General features: G+C 66.9%; 13 protein-coding genes. 5 read left to right on the forward strand and 8 right to left on the reverse strand.

What is annotated here, in order from left to right:
* The 3 genes from NZ773_03525 to NZ773_03535 all read right to left on the reverse strand — a co-directional run bounded on the left by NZ773_03525 (position 1) and on the right by NZ773_03535 (position 2,581).
* Positions 1-1,299 carry a homoserine dehydrogenase gene (locus tag NZ773_03525; protein ID MCS6800997.1) on the reverse strand — a complete coding sequence of 433 codons (1,299 nt, stop codon included), beginning with the start codon at positions 1,297-1,299 and terminating at the stop codon, positions 1-3.
* Between the two features lie 19 nt (positions 1,300-1,318).
* Positions 1,319-1,843: a GNAT family N-acetyltransferase gene (locus NZ773_03530; GenBank protein MCS6800998.1), complete on the reverse strand. Its 525-nt coding sequence runs from the start codon at positions 1,841-1,843 to the stop codon at positions 1,319-1,321.
* A 324-nt stretch (positions 1,844-2,167) separates the two neighbouring features.
* The gene (locus NZ773_03535; GenBank protein MCS6800999.1) at positions 2,168-2,581 is read right to left on the reverse strand and encodes a carboxymuconolactone decarboxylase family protein; all 414 of its coding nucleotides are present in this window, start codon (positions 2,579-2,581) and stop codon (positions 2,168-2,170) included.
* 43 nt (positions 2,582-2,624) lie between these two features.
* Here NZ773_03535 and NZ773_03540 point away from each other — a divergent pair, with 43 nt between their 5' ends.
* Positions 2,625-3,695: a D-2-hydroxyacid dehydrogenase gene (locus tag NZ773_03540; protein MCS6801000.1), complete on the forward strand. Its 1,071-nt coding sequence runs from the start codon at positions 2,625-2,627 to the stop codon at positions 3,693-3,695.
* A gap of 644 nt (positions 3,696-4,339) precedes the next feature.
* Here the strand turns inward: NZ773_03540 and mutL are convergent.
* Positions 4,340-5,836: a DNA mismatch repair endonuclease MutL gene (gene mutL / locus NZ773_03545; GenBank protein MCS6801001.1), complete on the reverse strand. Its 1,497-nt coding sequence runs from the start codon at positions 5,834-5,836 to the stop codon at positions 4,340-4,342.
* Between the two features lie 65 nt (positions 5,837-5,901).
* Here mutL and NZ773_03550 point away from each other — a divergent pair, with 65 nt between their 5' ends.
* Positions 5,902-7,515, forward strand: a complete 1,614-nt coding sequence (locus tag NZ773_03550; protein ID MCS6801002.1) for an ABC transporter substrate-binding protein — start codon at positions 5,902-5,904, stop codon at positions 7,513-7,515.
* Between the two features lie 416 nt (positions 7,516-7,931).
* On the opposite strand, the gene NZ773_03555 is transcribed toward NZ773_03550, so the two are convergent.
* Positions 7,932-10,457, reverse strand: coding sequence for a glycosyltransferase family 39 protein (locus tag NZ773_03555; protein MCS6801003.1), 2,526 nt, complete (start codon positions 10,455-10,457; stop codon positions 7,932-7,934).
* 252 nt (positions 10,458-10,709) lie between these two features.
* Positions 10,710-11,825 carry an NAD-dependent epimerase/dehydratase family protein gene (locus tag NZ773_03560; GenBank protein MCS6801004.1) on the reverse strand — a complete coding sequence of 372 codons (1,116 nt, stop codon included), beginning with the start codon at positions 11,823-11,825 and terminating at the stop codon, positions 10,710-10,712.
* On the opposite strand from NZ773_03560, the gene NZ773_03565 reads away from it, so the two are divergent.
* Positions 11,824-12,975: a DNA methyltransferase gene (locus NZ773_03565; GenBank protein MCS6801005.1), complete on the forward strand. Its 1,152-nt coding sequence runs from the start codon at positions 11,824-11,826 to the stop codon at positions 12,973-12,975. The two genes, NZ773_03560 and NZ773_03565, sit on opposite strands and share 2 nt — an antisense overlap.
* Positions 12,972-14,165, forward strand: a complete 1,194-nt coding sequence (locus NZ773_03570) for a Xaa-Pro peptidase family protein (GenBank protein MCS6801006.1) — start codon at positions 12,972-12,974, stop codon at positions 14,163-14,165. The genes NZ773_03565 and NZ773_03570 overlap by 4 nt, the downstream gene beginning before the upstream one ends.
* A 1,650-nt stretch (positions 14,166-15,815) precedes the next feature.
* Here NZ773_03570 and NZ773_03575 read toward each other — a convergent pair.
* The gene (locus tag NZ773_03575) at positions 15,816-16,202 is read right to left on the reverse strand and encodes a MarR family transcriptional regulator (GenBank protein ID MCS6801007.1); all 387 of its coding nucleotides are present in this window, start codon (positions 16,200-16,202) and stop codon (positions 15,816-15,818) included.
* A 26-nt stretch (positions 16,203-16,228) separates the two neighbouring features.
* Positions 16,229-16,360, reverse strand: coding sequence for a hypothetical protein (locus NZ773_03580; GenBank protein MCS6801008.1), 132 nt, complete (start codon positions 16,358-16,360; stop codon positions 16,229-16,231).
* Positions 16,361-16,428: 68 nt separating this feature from the next.
* Between NZ773_03580 and NZ773_03585 the strand changes: the two genes are divergently transcribed.
* Positions 16,429-16,899, forward strand: coding sequence for a hypothetical protein (locus NZ773_03585; GenBank protein MCS6801009.1), 471 nt, complete (start codon positions 16,429-16,431; stop codon positions 16,897-16,899).
* Positions 16,900-17,121 lie beyond the last annotated feature (222 nt).

Here is a 17,121-nt window from a genome sequence, read left to right on the forward strand (position 1 = left end):
TCACTCCTCCACGCGCAGAAAGCTGGCGACCGTTGCGACGACGGGAAGGCGGGCGATGGCAGCGACCGTCTGCTGCATTGCCGATTCGCTGGCGCGATGGGTCATCACGACAAGTTCGGCGGTACCTGCATCGGCGTCGGCGGCGACTTGGATGACAGAGGCGATGCTGATAGCGTGGTCGCCGAACTCGCGCGCGATCTGGGCGAGAACACCCGCCCGGTCGGCGACGATGAGCCGCAGGTAGAACCGGGAGCTGACATGGTCCATCGGGATGACGACAACGGGGCGGCGCGGCGGCTCTGTTGAGGCGGGCGAGACGCCGCGCACGAGATTTTGGACGAGATCGACCACATCCGCGACCACCGCGCTCGTCGTCGGCTCCGCGCCTGCGCCGCGCCCGTACAACATCAGCCGTCCGACGAGGTCTCCTTCGACCTCGATGCCGTTGAACACGCCGTCGACTTTGGCGAGCAGCTGGTCGCGCGGGATGAGGGTCGGGTGTACCCGCACCTCGATGCCGCGCGCGGTGTTCCGCCCAATCGCCAGCAGCTTAATCGCGTACCCGAGGTCGGCGGCATATTTGAAATCTCGCGCCGAGAGGCGGCGGATCCCTTCGCGAAAGACCTGATGGGGCCGAATGTCGGCATGGAAGCCGAGCGAGCTGAGAATGGCGAGCTTATAGGCCGCGTCATGGCCGTCGATATCGGCGGCGGGGTCAGGTTCGGCGTAGCCGAGCGCCTGCGCCTCAGCGAGCGCCGTCTCGAAGTCGCTTCCGTCGACTGCCATCTTGGTCAGGATGTAGTTGGTCGTCCCGTTGATAATGGCCCGGATCTCGCGGATCTCGTTCGCGCTCAGGTCGTGCTGGAAGACCGCGATGATCGGAATGCCGCCGCCGACGCTCGCCTCGTATTTCACTGCAACTCCCTGGGCGGCGGCGGCGCGCAGCAGTTCTGGGCCGTGCTTGGCGATCACCTCTTTGTTCGCGGTGACGACATGCTTGCCGTTGGCGATTGCGCGTTCGAGGAAGCGGAGGGCCGGGTCTTCGCCGCCGATCACCTCGACCACAATGTCGACTTCGGGATCGTCGAGGACGTCGGCAGGGTTCGTGGTGAGGAGTGCGGGATCGAGGCGCACCGGCCGCGGCTTTGCGGGGTCGCGCACGAGCACGCGACGGATGATCAGCGAAGCGCCGAGGTGGCTGAACAGCGCTTCGCCTTTTGTCGGCAAGATACGCGCGACGCCGCTGCCAACGGTGCCGAGCCCGAGCAGCCCAATCCCAAGTTGCTTCCGCACGCCCACGGATCCTCCTGCGGGGCGCTTACGTGAGCGGAGCGGCGAGGAGGAGCGTTACCTCGTCCTCGCGGTCCACGACGTCGCGCACGCCCCGAATCGTAAATCCCTGCTTCTGAAGAAAGCGGATTGCCGGCGCATTCCGCGCGTCAACGCTCGCCTCAAGAAAGCGGAGACCGCATCGTCGCGCCCATGCGCGGACTTCGCCGACCAGCTGCCCGCCCAGCCCTTGACGTCGCCACGGCGCCCCCACCACAACGAGGTCGAGGATCGCGCGGCCGCCGACCCGCTTGGCGAGGATGTAGGCCGCGACCGCGAGGTCCTCCAGGAGGAGCGCGAAGTCGGCGTCCTCCAGCCGTTCCTCCAGGGGCGGGATGATCGGATACCCGTCGACTGTCCGAGGACGGGGCAGCTTGACCGGCCGAAGAGAAAAGCTAGTCTCCTCACCCCATTCCCGCCGTTCGAGCTGCCATGCCCAGTCGGTGGTGTAGCCGGGGTCAAGATCAAGGCAGGCGAGGATGTCGTCATCGCGCATCCGGCGGGGGCGCAGCACACTCCTAGTATAGGCAGCCCGATTGCGCGAAGCAGCCGGTTGGGTTCGCCGTCGCTACGGGCCAGACGCAACGGCGCCGTCTCCCCCAGCTTCGCTGCCTGCCGGTTGCCGAAGGGCGCTGGGGACGGATCCTCGTGCCCTCTCGGCTGCTCGCGGGCGGAGAGACCTCCTGTCCGCAACCGGTCGCTAGGGGGAGGGCGTGCGCTCGGGCATGAGAAGCCCCGCTTAGGAACGAGATGCCGGCGGCATCGTGCGATACTCTGGTTCGCTTCGCTGGGTTCTGCCGCTCTTCCCACTTCATGCCCCGGCTCCCGTCACAGAATCCTAAGAGGCGTTCGAGCGCGCCTGGTCGGGATGGCGGGCGTCCCACTCGGTGAAAGCCGCCTTGGCGACGCGAAAAGCGCCAATCGCACGGGGGTGACCGCCGTACGGCGCGACCGCCATGATGGTCTCGATGATCTCCTGCTTGGTGAGCCCATTGACGAGCGCCGCCCGGATGTGGTGCCCGAGGGTGAAGTCCAGCCCGAGGACAGTAAGCGCGCCGATGACAATCTGGATGCGCGTCTTGAGGTCGATCCCCTCGCGGCACCAGAGCCCGCCGAAGACATACTCATCGGCATATTCGAAAAAGTCCGGCGCAATATCCTCAAAGCCGGCGCGAATCTCGGGAGCGAACTCGCCGAATATCTCTTGAATGCGCTTCCGTCCTCGTTCCAGCTGCTCGGGGCGTGATGCCATGGTGTCTTCCCTCATCGTTTGTGCGAGTTGTTCGGAGCTGCCGATGATAGGCACGCGCAAGAGTGCCGGTCAACCAGCCTACAATCTGCTCGACCTCATCCCGGAGCCGGCTATGACCGTCAAAGCAGCGATTGCGGGAACCTTCAGTGCGGAAGAGTGGGAGCTCCTCCGGGCAGTGCCGGATGTCGAATTGGTCGACCTCTCAGTCTGGGGAAGTTGGCACCCTCCTGCCCCGCCGGAGAGCGAGCAGTACCGCGCCCTCGTGGCCGCTCTTCCCTCTCAGCTCGCTGGGGTAGAAGCGCTCCTCCTGATGGGACCGGCGCGTCCGCTCGTCGACTGTGCGCCCGACCTGAAATGGATCCAAATCCCGTGGGCCGGACTGGACCAAGTCGCTGCCGCCGGTGTCTTTGAGCGCGGCATTGTGGTGACGAATGCCAAAGGGCTGAATGCCCGCTATGTTGCCGAATGGGCGCTCGCCGCCATCCTTGCGTTCGCCAAGAACCTGCCGCGCTACATCCGGCAGCAGCCCGCAAAGTGCTGGGATCGCCATCCCGCGCTCAGCCTCGAGGAGATCACCGTCGGCATCGTCGGATTAGGGACAATCGGAAGCGAACTCGCGCGTCGCGCTCAGGCGTTGGGCATGCGCGTCATCGCCATTCGCCGGTCCGGGCCGGCCGCCCCGCCGCCTGGCGTCGCCTGGCTGGGCGGCCCTGCAGACTTGGACCGGCTGCTTGCGGAGGCGGATGTCGTCGTCCTCACCGCGCCCCACACTGCTGAGACGCGCGGCCTGATCGGCGCGCGCCAGCTGCAGACGATGAAGCGGAGCGCCTATCTTGTCAATGTGGCTCGAGGCGCATTGGTAGACGAAGAGGCGCTAGCGGCTGCGCTCCGCGAGGGGGTGATTGCGGGCGCCGCGCTCGACGTCTTTCAGACCGAACCCCTCCCGCCAAGCAGTCCGCTCTGGGACCTCGACAACGTCATTCTCACTCCGCACGTCTCCGGCTCGTATGAGGGGCATTTCCACCGCGTCCTGCGCCTGTTCATCGCGAACCTCGAGCGTTATATCGCCGGCCAGCCGCTCCTCAATGTCTGCGACCCAGAGAAAGGCTACTAGCGGCGCTCTCGCCGCGCGGGTGACAGGCGCGCTCATGCGTTTCCTCATCTCAGAACAGCGCGCAAGCGAAGCTGGTGCCTAGGCAAAGCGAACATCCTGCCGGTCGCCCGCGCGCGAGCCGCGGCAGCGCTGGGCGGCGCGCCGCGTTCTGCCGGTGTCCTTAGGCGGGCGAGAAATCGGCGTAATCCGGGCCGCGGAGCGAGGTCAGCGTCCGATCGCCCGTGCGCAGGAGGGAGGCCGCGGCAGCGTCGTGCGGCGCACGGCGCGGTCCTCCTCGTCATTGCGAGTGGTCGAGGCAGTCGAGGAACAGCGGTTGCGTGGTCCTCCTCGTCATTGCGAGGCCGCCGGAGGCGGCCGAGGCAATCCCGAACTGGGAAGGCGAGAGCTGCCTCGCGACGGTGCGCCCCGGCTGCGCCCGAGGCTGCGCATCGGTCTGCGGCAGGTCGCAACGACACCGACTTCGCTGCTGGTGGCGAGGATACGGTAGCGGCAGTGCTTGTCTGGCCATCGCCTCACCGGCCGGGTGAATGAACGGGCGGGTTGGGAACGCTTCCCGCAGCGGTGCCGCGCGGTCACTACGCCGGAAGCAGAGAGAGGTCGATGCCCTGCATCGGCCGGCGAGGGGGTCGGCAAACCTGCTGGCGCTAGCGCCGGCCAAACTGGCGCTTGAGGAAGCGGCGGTCGAAGCGGAGGATGGTCGGCGCGCCATGGGGACAGGTGGTGGGCACATCGGCGAGAGCAAGGCGGCGCAGCAATTCTTGCTGCTCGCCCGGGTCGAGCGGCTGGCCTGCCTTGAGCGCCGAGGTGCAGGCAGCGCGGGCGAGCGCGTCGTCGCCCTCGGGGCCCTCAAAGAGCGGCGGCTGGACATTCTCCGCGGCGCGGCGCGCGAGGTCGCTGTAGAGGATGCGCTCATGGGCGCGGTGCTGGTCGACGAGATAGAGGCCGTCGGGACCGAGAGCGATGATGAAGGTGTTGTCGAACTGGCCGATCGCGCGGAGTTGCGTGAGATCGGGCTCGTCCGGCGCGTAGTCTGCGGGCTCTTCCGCGACCCCGAAGTCACGGCCGAACGACGCCTGCCCGCCTGCGAGCCCGAGCACTGCCCGCCGCGGCCACGCTGGCGTGGCGAGGCGGCGGCTGAGCGCTGCTTCGACAGCTTGCTGCAGCTGTTCCGCGAGCGCGCGCTCATCGTCGATCCGGACCTCGAGCTTCGCTGGATGGATGTTTGGGTCGACACGGTCGCGATCGAGGGAGAGGTCGAGCACGCCGAGCGGCGAGCGACCGCGCGGGAGGAGCGACCGGTATGCCGCTTCGACCGCCCGGAAGAGCGCCGGGTTGCGGACGGGGCGCCCATTCACGCCGATCACGAGGTGACGGCGGTCGGAGCGGCTGAGCCCCGGCGGGCTGATCGCGCCTTCGACGAGAACGCTTGCAACGGGAAGCAGCCGCCGTGTTGTCTCGTGCCCGAAAACGGCGGCCAGCGAACCGGTCAGGCCGGTGCCGGGCGTCTCGAAAACAACTGTGCCGTTGCTCACGAACTTCCAGCGGACGTCCGGGTGGAGCAGCGCATAGGCGGCAACGACGTCAGTAATCGGGCGGCTGATCGCTGGGCCGCTGCGTCGCGCCGGCATGTTGAAAAACAGGTCGCGGACCGTCACGGTCGTCCCCGGCGGACCGCCGACCCAGTCGCTCGCGCCACATTGCCCTCCCCGGACGGTCAGGCAGGCGCCGACAGCAGCCTCCGGCGGGCGCGAGCGGATCGTCAGCTCACTCACTGCCGCAATGCTCGCCAGCGCCTCGCCGCGAAAGCCCAAGGTGGCGATAGCGCGCAGGTCGTCGCCGGCGGCCAGCTTGCTCGTCGCGTGGCGCGCGACCGCAAGCGGCAACTCATCGGCCGGAATCCCGCAGCCGTCGTCGGAGACCGTGATGCCGCCGAACCCGCCGGCGCGGACCTCGATGACGATGCGGCGGGCGCCAGCGTCGAGCGCGTTCTCGACCAGCTCCTTGACGACCGAGGCAGGACGCTCGATCACTTCGCCGGCAGCGATGCGCTCCCGCAGGTCAGGCGGGAGATAGCGGATCGGCAGGGCAGCCTCCTGTTCCGTTCGATCGTAGCGTCTTCTCCAGCGCGAGCGACGCGGCAACAATTTTGACGAAGCGAATCAACGCACTTTACACTGTGTGCTGTGGTCACTGGAGGAGGGAGCCAATGAGCGACATCACTTCATCCCTCTCGCGACGAGACCTGCTCCGACTGATGGCGCTTGCAGGGAGCGTCCCTGTCGCAGGGGGGCTGCTCGCTGCCTGTGCCCCCCAACCCTCGCCCGGCGCGCCCGCGCAGCCGGGGGCTGGCACCGCCCCGCAGCCGGCCCGCATCGCCGAACGAATCACGGTGGCGACCCAGCTGTTCCCGCCGACCTTCGATCCGGGCTTGCTCATCGTCGGCGACTCCGGCGAGGTGATCGACGCCGTCTTCGACAACCTCGTCCGGATGGAGAACGATAGGATCGCGCCCGGGCTGGCGACAGCGTGGCGGTCGGAGGATGGCGGCAAGACATGGACGTTCACCCTGCGGCCGAATGTCCGCTTCCAGAACGGCGACCCCCTGCAGGCGAGCGACGTCGTCTTCTCCTACAAGCGCGGGATCTCATCTGGGCCGAACGGCGCGCCGATGACCGGCTTCAGCCGCATCGCGACCACGATCGAGGACATCGTCGCGGTCGACCCCCTGACGGTGCGGGTCGTGGCGCGGACGCCGGACGCGCTCGTCCCCGGCCGGCTGGTCGATATGCGGATCATCCCGCAGCGGTATTACGAGCAGGTGGGCGAGGCGGCCTTTGCGCAGCGCCCTATCGGCAGCGGCCCGTACCGCATCACCAACTTCGTGCCGAACACGTCGGTGACAATCGAGGCGTGGCCGGAGTCGTGGCGCGGTGCCTCGAAGACGAAGGAGTGGGTGTGGCTCTTAGTCCCGGAGCCGAGCGCGCGGCTGAACGCGCTCCGCACCGGCCAAGCGGATATCGCCACCGCCCTGTCGATCGACGCCGCGAAGGCGCTTGCCAACTCGCCGGATTTCAAGATCGCGCCGATCCCGGCAGGCGCCGTCGTCTCAGTTTATCTCAGCCCGCTGCTCGACACTCCGTTCAAGGACATCCGCGTGCGCCAGGCCGTCCGGATGGCGATCGACAAGAAGCCGCTTATCGACAACCTCTTCTCGGGCTACTACCGGCCGATCAGCGGCCAGTTCGTCGGCGAGGCGACCTTCGGCTACAACCCGAACGCGCGCGACCCTGAATACAACCCCGCGCGCGCCCGCCAGCTTTTGGCCGAGGCCGGCTACCCGAACGGCTTCAAGACGACCCTCGAGTTCAATACGGGGATCCCGTTTGTCACCGATGTCGGCCAGTACGTCGCGGACCAGCTGCGCCAGATCGGCATCGAGGCGCAGATCGACGCCATGGACCTGAACGTCTGGAACACGCGGTTCTTTGCCAGCCAGCTGGGGCCGATGCAGATCATCCTCTCGCTCGTGCAGCCGCTCTTGGACGCCGACCTGACGCTCCAGTTCTGGACCTCGCAGGGAGCGACCCGCCGGATGGAAAATCCCGAGTTCGACCGAACGCTGCTCGCTGCCCGCGCCGAACTCGATCAAGCGAAGCGGCTCGCGCTGCTCCAGGAGTGCATCCGCATCATCAACGACCTGCACGTCGTTGCTCCGCTCTACCAGCCGACGCAGATCTGGGGCTACTCGTCGAAGATCAACGACTTCAAGAAGGGCGTCTCATTCGGCTTCAACATCCAGGGCATCACCAAGAGCGTCTGAGCGACGCCGCTCACGCGGCGGCCGTCAGGGAGGTGATAGGTACGCGGAGCCGGCCGATGAGCGTCGGCAGGGGAGGTGGGGGTGCAGTCGGCGTCGGCGTGGTGACGCTGAGGTCGAGGCTGTTCAAGGGGCGGTCGGCGCGGCGCCTCCGCCCTGCGCGCGACCGGCAGACGCCCGCCGAGCTTTAGGCCAAGCTCGGCTTGGCGGGCGCAGCTGGAGGCTTTCCCGCCGGCCTGCGCCCGCACCGGGAGAAGGATGAGACAAGCAACCGGGATACCGGCTCCGGGCGCCCCGACCCGAGGGAGTTACCCTGTCTGCTCCGCCCCGTCCCACCGCAGACCCAGACCTTCCACGACGTTGGCTCGCCGCAGCAAACATCGCTCGCCAGGGGCAGCGCCTCAATGCGGCAGACCGGTTTAGGGACGGAGGAGCGCCCGCATCCGCTCAGCGACTTCGGGCGTCACCCCTCCGAGGGCGAGGACCTGAACGGCGAGCGACTGCGCTTCCTCGGCACGGCCTTCGGCAGCACGAAGGAGGGCCAGTTCAGCAAGGGCGACGAACCGGTCGGGGTTGTTCTCGACGGCCAGCGCGCGCTGAATCTCTCGCTCTGCTTCCGCAAACTGTCCGGCTTGACGAAAGACTGCGGCTCGGGCAAGGCTGGGCCAAAAAGTCCACGCCGGCTGGCGTTCGCGGGCGACGGCGTACCACTCGAGGGCCTGCGCTCGCTCGCCGCGGGCATTCGCGGCGTTCCCGAGGCGCATCGCCGCCTCGTAAGCGAGTGCTCCCATCGCCTCGAGTTCGACCGTGCGGCGATAGGCGAATTCAGCTTCCCCTTGGCTGCCCAAGGCGCTCAGCACATCGCCGTACTCCAGCCAGCCTCGTGGGTCGCGGGGAGAGTGCGCGAGGTAGCGCGTGAGCAGTTCGCGCGCGTCGTGCAGCCGTCCGTCCTCGCGGTAGAACGCGGCGAGGCGCTTGACGGCGACGATCCGGTCGGGGTGCGCCTCGTCGTTCGCGGCTCGGGCGAATGCCGCCTCGGCGCCAGAGCGATCGCCTTGGCGGAGAAGCGCTTCGCCAAGCCCGAGAAGCGGCCAGAACGCCCAGTCTGGCTGGGCGTCGATCGCCGTCTCGAACCACTCCCGCGCTTCGCCGACCCGGCCTTGGCGGAGGCGAAGCTGCCCAAGGTTGCGCGCCGCGAGGTGGCGAATAGCCCCCTGCTCTTCCAGTTCGGTTGCCTTCTCAAATGCCGCAGCCGCTTCTTCCTCAAGCCCGTTCGCTAGCAGTTCATTGCCGAGCCGGAGCTGAAGCTGCGCCGAGAGGGGCTGGCGCATCGCCGCTCGAGTTGCCCGGAAGAGCCGGGAAACAGGGGATTGCGGCAGATTCGAACGCTCGAGAAGCTCCAGCCCGCGCGCGAGCGGATCGTGGGGATAGGTTAGCTGGGCAAGGCCGAGCGCCTCCAACACCTCACCCGCACGATAGAGCGCCTCCGCCCGGCTGGCAACCCCACGACGCTTGACGACCGTCAGCTCAAAGAAGCGATCGTCAATCTCATACCCCTCGCCAAGGGAGGCAGCGAATGCCGGGGCGTATTTCGATTCGAGCCCGAGAATGACCCACCAGACCGTCGCCGGCTGGTCAAACGTCCAGGGTCCGCTGGCAAGGGCGTCATTGGTGTTGAGCGCGTCCTGCACGCGGTCGACGAGGCGAGGATTGGTAAGGTAGTAGGTGAGCGTGAACGGCCACTGGGCAACGAGGATCAGGTCGGCAGGGGTCGCCTCCGCGTCGAGCATCCGCGCTACCCCGCGCCAATCGGGTCGGGCGGCCTTCCAAGCAAGCGTGGGCGGCGCCTGCACGAGCGAGAGCGCGACGGCGCTCACGAGCACTCCCTGCGCAATCAGGCTGGAACGCAGCGGCGCCGCGCGACGGAGCGACATCCAGCGGGCGAGGTCGGCGGCGAGAACGAGCAGCGCGCCGCTGAAGAGGACGGTGTAGACCGGCAGAAAGAGGATCACATTCCGGAAGAAGAGAGTGGCTTTGAAGGCGTTCAGCAGCAGCACGGCGCCGACGCCGATCGCGAGCACAGCGGCGAGGAACAGGACAGGACGGCTCGTGCGGCGGACGACGGCGTACGCGATGACGCTCACGGGGAGCCAGACGGGGAGGTCCGGCGTGATCGCGGCCAGGGTGTCGAGGAAGGCGCTAAGAGAATTCGGCCAGAAGTATCCCAGATCAGGCCGGTTGTGCAGCTGAAGCTGCGCTCCCGGGACCCACGGCAGGTAGAGCGCCGCTGCGCCGAGCACGACAAGCGCGAAGCGTCCGATCGGCCGCCAGCGTTGGCCTGGCGGGAGCGCCGGCAGGGAAGCGATAACCGCACCCCCGGCGAGAACAGCGACAAAGACGCCGTAGTAGTGAAGATAGGGGGCGAGCGTCAGGATCCCCAGCAGCACCAGCCAGACACCGCCGCCACGCTGGAGCGCGCGCTGCGTCACCAGCACGGCAAGCACGCCGAGCATCGACAGCCAAGCGTAGGCGCGGTTTTCGCGGGCGAAGTAAATCATCAGGTTCGAGAAGGTGAGCAGCAGGGCGGCAATCACGGCCGCGCGCAGGTTGAACAGGTCGAGCGCGAGTCGATATGCCGCCGCGACCGCCAGCGTGCCGGCAATGAGCGAGAGCAGGCGAAGCGCGAACTCGCTCCCCCCGACGAGCCGCTGCCAAAAATGGACGAGGATCAGGTGTCCCGGCGGGTGGACCCCGACGTCGAGGTTCCATCTGAGGATCGCAGAAAGCGGCTGCGCCGAGACAAGCGCAGTATTGAGCTCATCCATCCAGAAGCTGTCGCTGCCGAGGTTGGAGATGCGGAGCGCGAACGCCGCCAGCAGGAGCGCGACGCCGGCTCCTCCGGCGCTGAACAGTCGGCGTTGGCTTACAGTGCTCGACGCCTGCATTACCGGGAGATATAGCGAAACGGCGTCGGCGTGTCGAGGAGGACGAGCGGGCTAGAGCGATACGGCTCCGATCTCGCCGGTCGAGCGAGCACGCATGACCGCCGCTGGATCAGGTCTCGCGCTGGCGTCGGCATACTCGGGCATCGCTCTCGGACGCGCGTTCGCAGCGTCGCGCCTTCAGGCCCGTTGCCCGGGAACAGGCGACAGCTCAAAAGAAGCGAGCCGAGGGAGGCGGCTCCCGACGCTTCCGGGTCACGTCGTCGCCCGGCGCAGCGCGCCCGTGGCAAGCATGCGCTGCATCGCTGCGCCATAGTGGTCATCGAGCCCTGGCTGGCGGCGCGCCCATTCGACATACTCGGCGATTATGGCGTCGAGCGTCCCGGTTGGCTCCCAGCCGAGGGCGCGCAATGCCGAGATATCCGAGACGATATGGCGGGTATCGCCCGCGCGATACAGGCCGGGCGTCTCGGGAGTGAGGGAGGACCCGAGGTAGCGCGCAAGGCGCGCCGCATATTCGAGCACTGTCGTTGGCCGCCCGCTGCCGACATTGAAGACGCGGCCGATCGCGCGGTCATCCTCCAAGGCGAGAAGGTTTGCCCGCGCCACGTCGCTGACAGAAACATAGTCGCGGACCTGCTGCCCGTCTTCATAGGCCACTGGCCGCTGGCCGGTGAGCAGGCGGACGGTGAAAGAGCGCAGAATACCGCTGTAGGCGTTCGTGAAGCTTTGACGCGCGCCTTGCGTGATCGAGTAGCGCAGCGCCACTGAGGGAATACCCCACCGCGCGCCGAGAAGAAGCGCGATCCGCTCCTCCGTATATTTCGAAAGGGCATACTGATTGTGCGGGTCGACGTGGCGTTCATCGGTCGGCTGCCATGCCATCGGCTCGCGACAGACTGGGCAGCGCGGCTCCCACTCCCCGCGGTCGAGCTGCTCTACCGGCCGAGGCGGCGGGTATTGGTCGCCATCTCGTTCGCAGCGGTAGCGTCCCTCGCCGTAGACCGCTTGCGAGCTGGCGACCACGACCCTGCGGATCGGCAGCCGCTCGGCGACGATGATCTCGTAGAGGAGCGCGGTTCCAACCGCGTTGGTGTGAAAGAAGGTGGAGAAGTCCGGCAGATAATCTTGATAAGCAGCGAGATGGATGACGGCATCGACCCCGCGCAGAGCGCGGGCGAGGGCGTCACGGTCGCGTACGTCCCCAGCGATGCGCTCAATGCCGTCGGGAAGGTAGTCTGGCCAAACGGGAACCGGGTGAACCGGGGGGAGAAGGGCGTCGAACACGCGCACGGCATAGCCGCGTGCCACGAGGAGATCGACGGTGTGGCTGCCGATGAAGCCCGCTCCGCCCGTCACCAAGACGTTCATGCTCCCTCCAGGACGCCGGGAGTGTAGCGCTACAATCTCTTTCGTGCCGACGCTCCCGCTCGATACTGTTCTTGAAGGCGATTGCGTGGAGATCCTCGAAACCTTTCCTCCCGCATCAGTCGACCTGGTATTCGCTGACCCTCCTTACAACTTGCAGCTGCAGCGGCCGCTCTATCGGCCAAACGGCAGTCGCGTGGCTGCGGTCGATGCGAGCTGGGACCAAATCGGCTCCTTTGCCGCCTACGATGCCTTCACGCGACGGTGGCTCGCTGCCTGCCGGCGTGTCCTCAAGCCGACGGGAACTATCTGGGTGATCGGCACCTACCACAACATCTATCGGGTAGGCGCAATTCTTCAGGACCTCGGCTTTTGGATCCTGAATGACATTGTGATGATCAAGACGAACCCCATGCCGAACTTTCGCGGCGTTCGGTTTGCCAATGCCCACGAGACCCTCCTCTGGGCCCAGCGTGAGCGCGGCGCTTCCTACACCTTCAATTACCAAACGATGAAAGCGCTCAACGACGATCTCCAAATGCGGAGCGACTGGTATCTGCCGGTCTGTTCCGGCAGCGAGCGGCTTCGCGTCGAGGGGCGGAAGGCGCATCCGACCCAAAAACCGGAGGCACTCCTCTACCGCATCCTGCTCGCGAGCAGCCAGCCGGGCGATGTCGTGCTCGACCCGTTCTTCGGCACGGGGACAACAGGAGCGGTCGCGAAGAAGCTCGGCCGCCGCTGGATCGGCATCGAGCAGGACGCAGCCTACGTCGCGATGGCCCGGCAGCGCATCGCCGCCGTCGCGCCCGTCGCCGACGTGGCGCTTGACTGGCCTCCTCCTCGCGAGCGGCGCATCCCGTTCGGTGCCCTGCTCGAGGCTGGGCTGCTTCACCCCGGCGACCTGCTGCGCTTTGACCGGTCCGACGAAATGGCAATGGTGCTTGCGACCGGTCGGCTCCGCTGGCGCGGCCGCGAGGGGTCGATCCATCAGCTGGGGCGTCTCCTCGCCGGCGGCCCAACGAACGGCTGGGCGCGGTGGCTGTACTGCGACCCGCTGCACGGCTGGCAGCCGATCGATCGCCTCCGACAGCGCCTGCGCCAGTCGGCGGCTGCTGCGCGCGTTTCATTCCACCACGGAGCAAGGGAAGGATGACAAACTCGTTCACGCAACGCCGCCTTCCGCCGCTCGCCGACTACGATCGAGCGCGCGAGGAGATCCGCCGTCATGGGCTCGAAGCAGTCGTCTGCTCGCTTGCCCACAATGTCTATTACTTTTCGGGGCTCGATTCGCCTCCGCTCTGGCATTTCCCCGGCTACGCCGCGGTTCTCGTCCCGGCGCAGGGTGAGCCTGCGCTCATCTGCTCGATCCTGACCCTCAACGCGGCCGCAGAGATGGACCCGTGGATCAGCGATGTCTATCTCGTCTCGCGGGGCGACGCGATCCTCTATCTCGCCGAGGAACTACTGGAATCCGAGCGCTACCTCCGGGAGCTGCGCGATACGCTCGCGCCTACCGCCAGTCCCACGCTGTTTGAGGCGATTGCCAAGGCGCTGACCGACCGGGGCCTCGAGCGCGGCCGGATCGGCTTCGATGAGCCGGGGATCGCCGGCCGCATTCCGCTCGAGGGGTTCCAGCCGTTTGACGCGGTGGACGTCGTGCGCCGCATTCGGATGATCAAGACGGCGCCCGAGATCGAGAAGATGCGCAAAGCGGCGGAGGTCAATGAAGCGGCGGCGCTCGAGGCGGTGCGGCTGATCCCACTGCGGCTGCGAATCGATGAGATCGTCGCCCGCTATCGCTCGGCGATTGCGCTTCGAGGAGGGGAGGCGAAATACCTGCTCACCGGCTCGCCGCATCACACCGGCACCTTCCAGCATCAGTTCACCGACTACCGGCCAGCGCCGGGGGACTTCCTAATGGTCGATGCACTCGGAACGTGGCAGCATTACCACGGGGACTTCGGCCGGACAGTCTCGTGGGGCGTGCCGGCCGCGAAGGTCCGCCAGCGCTTCGAGGCGATGCGGCGCGGCTTCGAGGCGGGCTACGAGAAGGCGCGCCCGGGCGTTCCGTTCAGCGAAATCAGCGAAACCGTTCGCGAGACCGTGCGGCGGGAAGGCTTCCCGGAGTTTGTCGCCTGCGCTCCCCATTCTGTCGGGCTCGAGCATACCGACAATCCCCGCTCGCCAATGCAGACGGTGCAGGCCAACATGACGATGAATATCGACATCGTCTACATGGAAGCGGGATTTGGAGCGCTCCATCTCGAAGACACGTTTCTCATTCGGGAGCAGGGGAACGAACTGTTGACGAGCGGTCGAACCGAATTGATCGTCGTCGAATGAGCGAGGGGCGATGCCGCGTGACGCTCGCGCGGCTAGCGAGCGGGCTTTTCGCGAACATCGGCTCCGCTCCCCTCTGAGCCCTTTCCTTCCATGCCCGCGCTCCGGAACAGTGACGGCTGCTGCCCCCCGATGGTCAGGAGCAGACGCTCAGGCTGGGCGAACTGACGCTGCGGGATCCCCTGACGGCCGTGTCTTCCCAACCGTGTCCGCGTTTTCGCGCGCGATCGTGCTCCCTGCCCCGAGCACGCTGAGAGGCCCGTCTGCTGAGCACGCTTGAAAGGAGGCGGTCTCAGCGCGCGGCGTGTCCACACCCATCGCCCTTTCTTTGCAGGATAGTGAGGCGCTCTTCGGGTGAGGGGGAGCGCACTGTGCAGCCGTCAGCGCGAAGCCGGGCGTCGCACTGCTGACAGCAGCGTGCCGCCTCCTAGAGACAGGAAGGTGCCGCCGAGAGGAGGCGCGCTTGCGCTCTCGTCTCCCAGCCAAAGCCGGCTGCAACCGCTCACGTTGCTTGGGCTGGCGGAGAGGGGGGCCGATGCTGACGGGAGTGCTATAACCGATCCCTATCGTCGCCCCATCCAGTAGAGAAAATTCGATACGCTGCATCCTGTCGATCTGGTACAGTTGCCAAGTCACGACCTGCCGCACCCTGAACGCTCTTCTGGCGGGGTACTCCCAGCATCTGCCTCACGCGCCTATATCGTTCCGTCGCGCCGTCTGACGCGCTGAATGCGCAGGCTGACGGTCGGCGGGTGGAGGAGACTGTTGCGGTACACCGACGATCGGCCTGTCTCGCTGTCTCGAAGCACTCACATCCTTGCTCTTCCCGTCGCGCTTTCCCCTTCCGAAAGGGGCATTCCATGCCAGCTCCCTCTTGCTGCCTGCCCGAAACTTCATGTCACCGGCGAGGTTTGGACGGTCGAAGGGCAGCATCGCGCCTGCTCACCGCAGCCGCCTCGAGCCGTCACGCTCACGTGCGGCAATCGGCCCGGCATCGGCTTGCACGCGGACTGGGCGCTTGCGGTCTGCCTCTCGGTCCGCAATCGGGACTGTCCGTTCCGCTGACCGTGACCGCTTCCCCAACTTCGTGCCCCTGAGAAAGGCACTAATGCCGGCCCGAGCCAACGAGCGAGCCTGATTTCGCGGGCTTCCTCGGGGCCGCCCCTCGCCGCCTTGTCGAACACGGTAAGCCAGCTGCGCAGACGCAGCGGAGGCCGAGGCCGACCACAAGCAGACCAACGTCGATCAGAGCGGTGTCGAATACCATGGGGCAGCGACAGACCCGCCGGTTAGGAGCGAGGCGAGAGCTGCCGCAATGAGGAGGGGAAGAAGGAGAGAGCGGACGCAAGTATCCCGGCGGGTCAGCCTCATGCCGAGCGGTGTGCCGCGCTTGGGACAACGCGTTCCAAGGGCGGGCAGCCGATGCGGTCCAGTCCCCGGGCGCCACGGCCTGCCGCGCGGTTAGATCCTGAAGAGTTGCTGAGGTGGATACCGCGCAGCAGCAGGATGGTGCCCGTTCGCGCCGGAATGGCGAGCGGCTGCTGCATGGTCGCGCATCCGCTCGGCGAGGGGAGCCGGCGGTTGGAGCGCTGGAGGAGGTGTGCGAGACGTCCCGTTCGCTGCCATGCGACGAGCGGGATACCGGGAAGGCGCTCAGAACGGTTCCTCCCGCTGCTCGCCCGCGGTGACCTGCACCAAGCGGCGGCCCGGCGCGGTCGGGAGCGCGATCGGCGCGCGGTGCGGGCGGAGGAGTGCGCTCGCATGGCGCACACGCTCGGTCATGTCGCGCAGTTGCGCAGCAAGCACCGCCAGCGTCTCGGCCTCGATCCTGTTCAAGCACGCGCTCGCCCAGCGCGCTTGCCGCTGGCTGAGCGCCTGATGAAGCGCCCGGCCTTTGGGGATGAGGATCACGAGGGGAGCACGGCGGTCGTCGGGGTTCGGCTGCAACTCGATCACGCCCTCCGCGGCGAGCGCGCTGACGGTCCGCTGCACGCTTTGGCGTGCCAAGCTGAGCCGGCGGGCGATCCGGGAAACGGTCAACGACGACGCGCTGCCACGTTCGTCACTTACCAGCGCGCCCCGCTCGAGCCGAGCTCTGCCGAGAGGGCGTCAGCGGCCTGCAGCACCTCGCCGTGAAGCTGAAAGAGGGCTAGCAGGACAGCTTGAAACGCTTCAGAGGCCTCAGGAGGGGAGGTCATGCTCGTCAAACTGACAGTACTCTGTCATATTGACCGTCTAGTGTCTGCTGGCGAAGAGGAGCATGCCGATGGAGCCGTGGGAGCGCGCTCTCTGGGAGGCGCACGTTGGGGTCTGGAGAAGCCGCTACGTTCTCTACGACGCGTCGGGGAACATTCTCGACCGCCACGAGGCGCGCAGCGACATCGCTCTTGACTGGGTGGCGAACCAGTATGCCCAGCGCAATATCTACACGCGCAATGGCGCCGTCGAAGTGCGCCGCTATGCTGGCCGGTTCGAGGGAAGTCGGCTGCTGATCGAAGGGGAGCAGCTAACCGGCGCTGCCTGGCCGGTTGACCGGCGTGTCATCCTGCTGCACTTTCGTCTCAAGGAGGGGCCAACCGAAACCTTCGAACTGATCACGCTCGGCGATCCGGGCCGTCGCGCGCGGGTGATGCAGCATCTGGTCGCTGGTCGGATGACGGGAGTGACCGCCGTCTTCGATGAGGAGCGCATCTCGTCTACTCCCGCCATCGATGCGCGCGGCAACGACCTTGCCTAATCTGCGGGAGCGGGCAGAGCGGCGTTGTCACTTGCAGGCCGCGTCGTACAGCAGCGAGGCGCGCGCAGTCGTTCGCGGCGTCCTCCTCCTAGCCGGCCCTCTTGTCCCTGCCGCGACCGAGTGACTGCCGTAGCAGGGCGCGTCACGCCGACGGCGCCCCCGCTTCGGCTCGACCCGCTGCTTGGTCCTTCGCCATAATCATTGAGCCGAGCGGCGCTCACC

The sequence above is a fragment of the Dehalococcoidia bacterium genome, from assembly GCA_025054935.1.
In the GTDB taxonomy this organism is placed as follows: Bacteria; Chloroflexota; Dehalococcoidia; order SpSt-223; family SpSt-223; genus JANWZD01.

Coding starts and splice junctions, on each gene's coding strand:
- NZ773_03535 (MCS6800999.1), bottom strand. CDS start 2,581: ATGGCATCACGCCCCGAGCAGCTGGAACGAGGACGGAAGCGCATTCAA.
- NZ773_03540 (MCS6801000.1), top strand. CDS start 2,625: ATGATAGGCACGCGCAAGAGTGCCGGTCAACCAGCCTACAATCTGCTC.
- NZ773_03550 (MCS6801002.1), top strand. CDS start 5,902: ATGAGCGACATCACTTCATCCCTCTCGCGACGAGACCTGCTCCGACTG.
- NZ773_03555 (MCS6801003.1), bottom strand. CDS start 10,457: ATGCAGGCGTCGAGCACTGTAAGCCAACGCCGACTGTTCAGCGCCGGA.
- NZ773_03565 (MCS6801005.1), top strand. CDS start 11,824: ATGCTCCCTCCAGGACGCCGGGAGTGTAGCGCTACAATCTCTTTCGTG.
- NZ773_03560 (MCS6801004.1), bottom strand. CDS start 11,825: ATGAACGTCTTGGTGACGGGCGGAGCGGGCTTCATCGGCAGCCACACC.
- NZ773_03570 (MCS6801006.1), top strand. CDS start 12,972: ATGACAAACTCGTTCACGCAACGCCGCCTTCCGCCGCTCGCCGACTAC.
- NZ773_03580 (MCS6801008.1), bottom strand. CDS start 16,360: ATGACCTCCCCTCCTGAGGCCTCTGAAGCGTTTCAAGCTGTCCTGCTA.
- NZ773_03585 (MCS6801009.1), top strand. CDS start 16,429: ATGGAGCCGTGGGAGCGCGCTCTCTGGGAGGCGCACGTTGGGGTCTGG.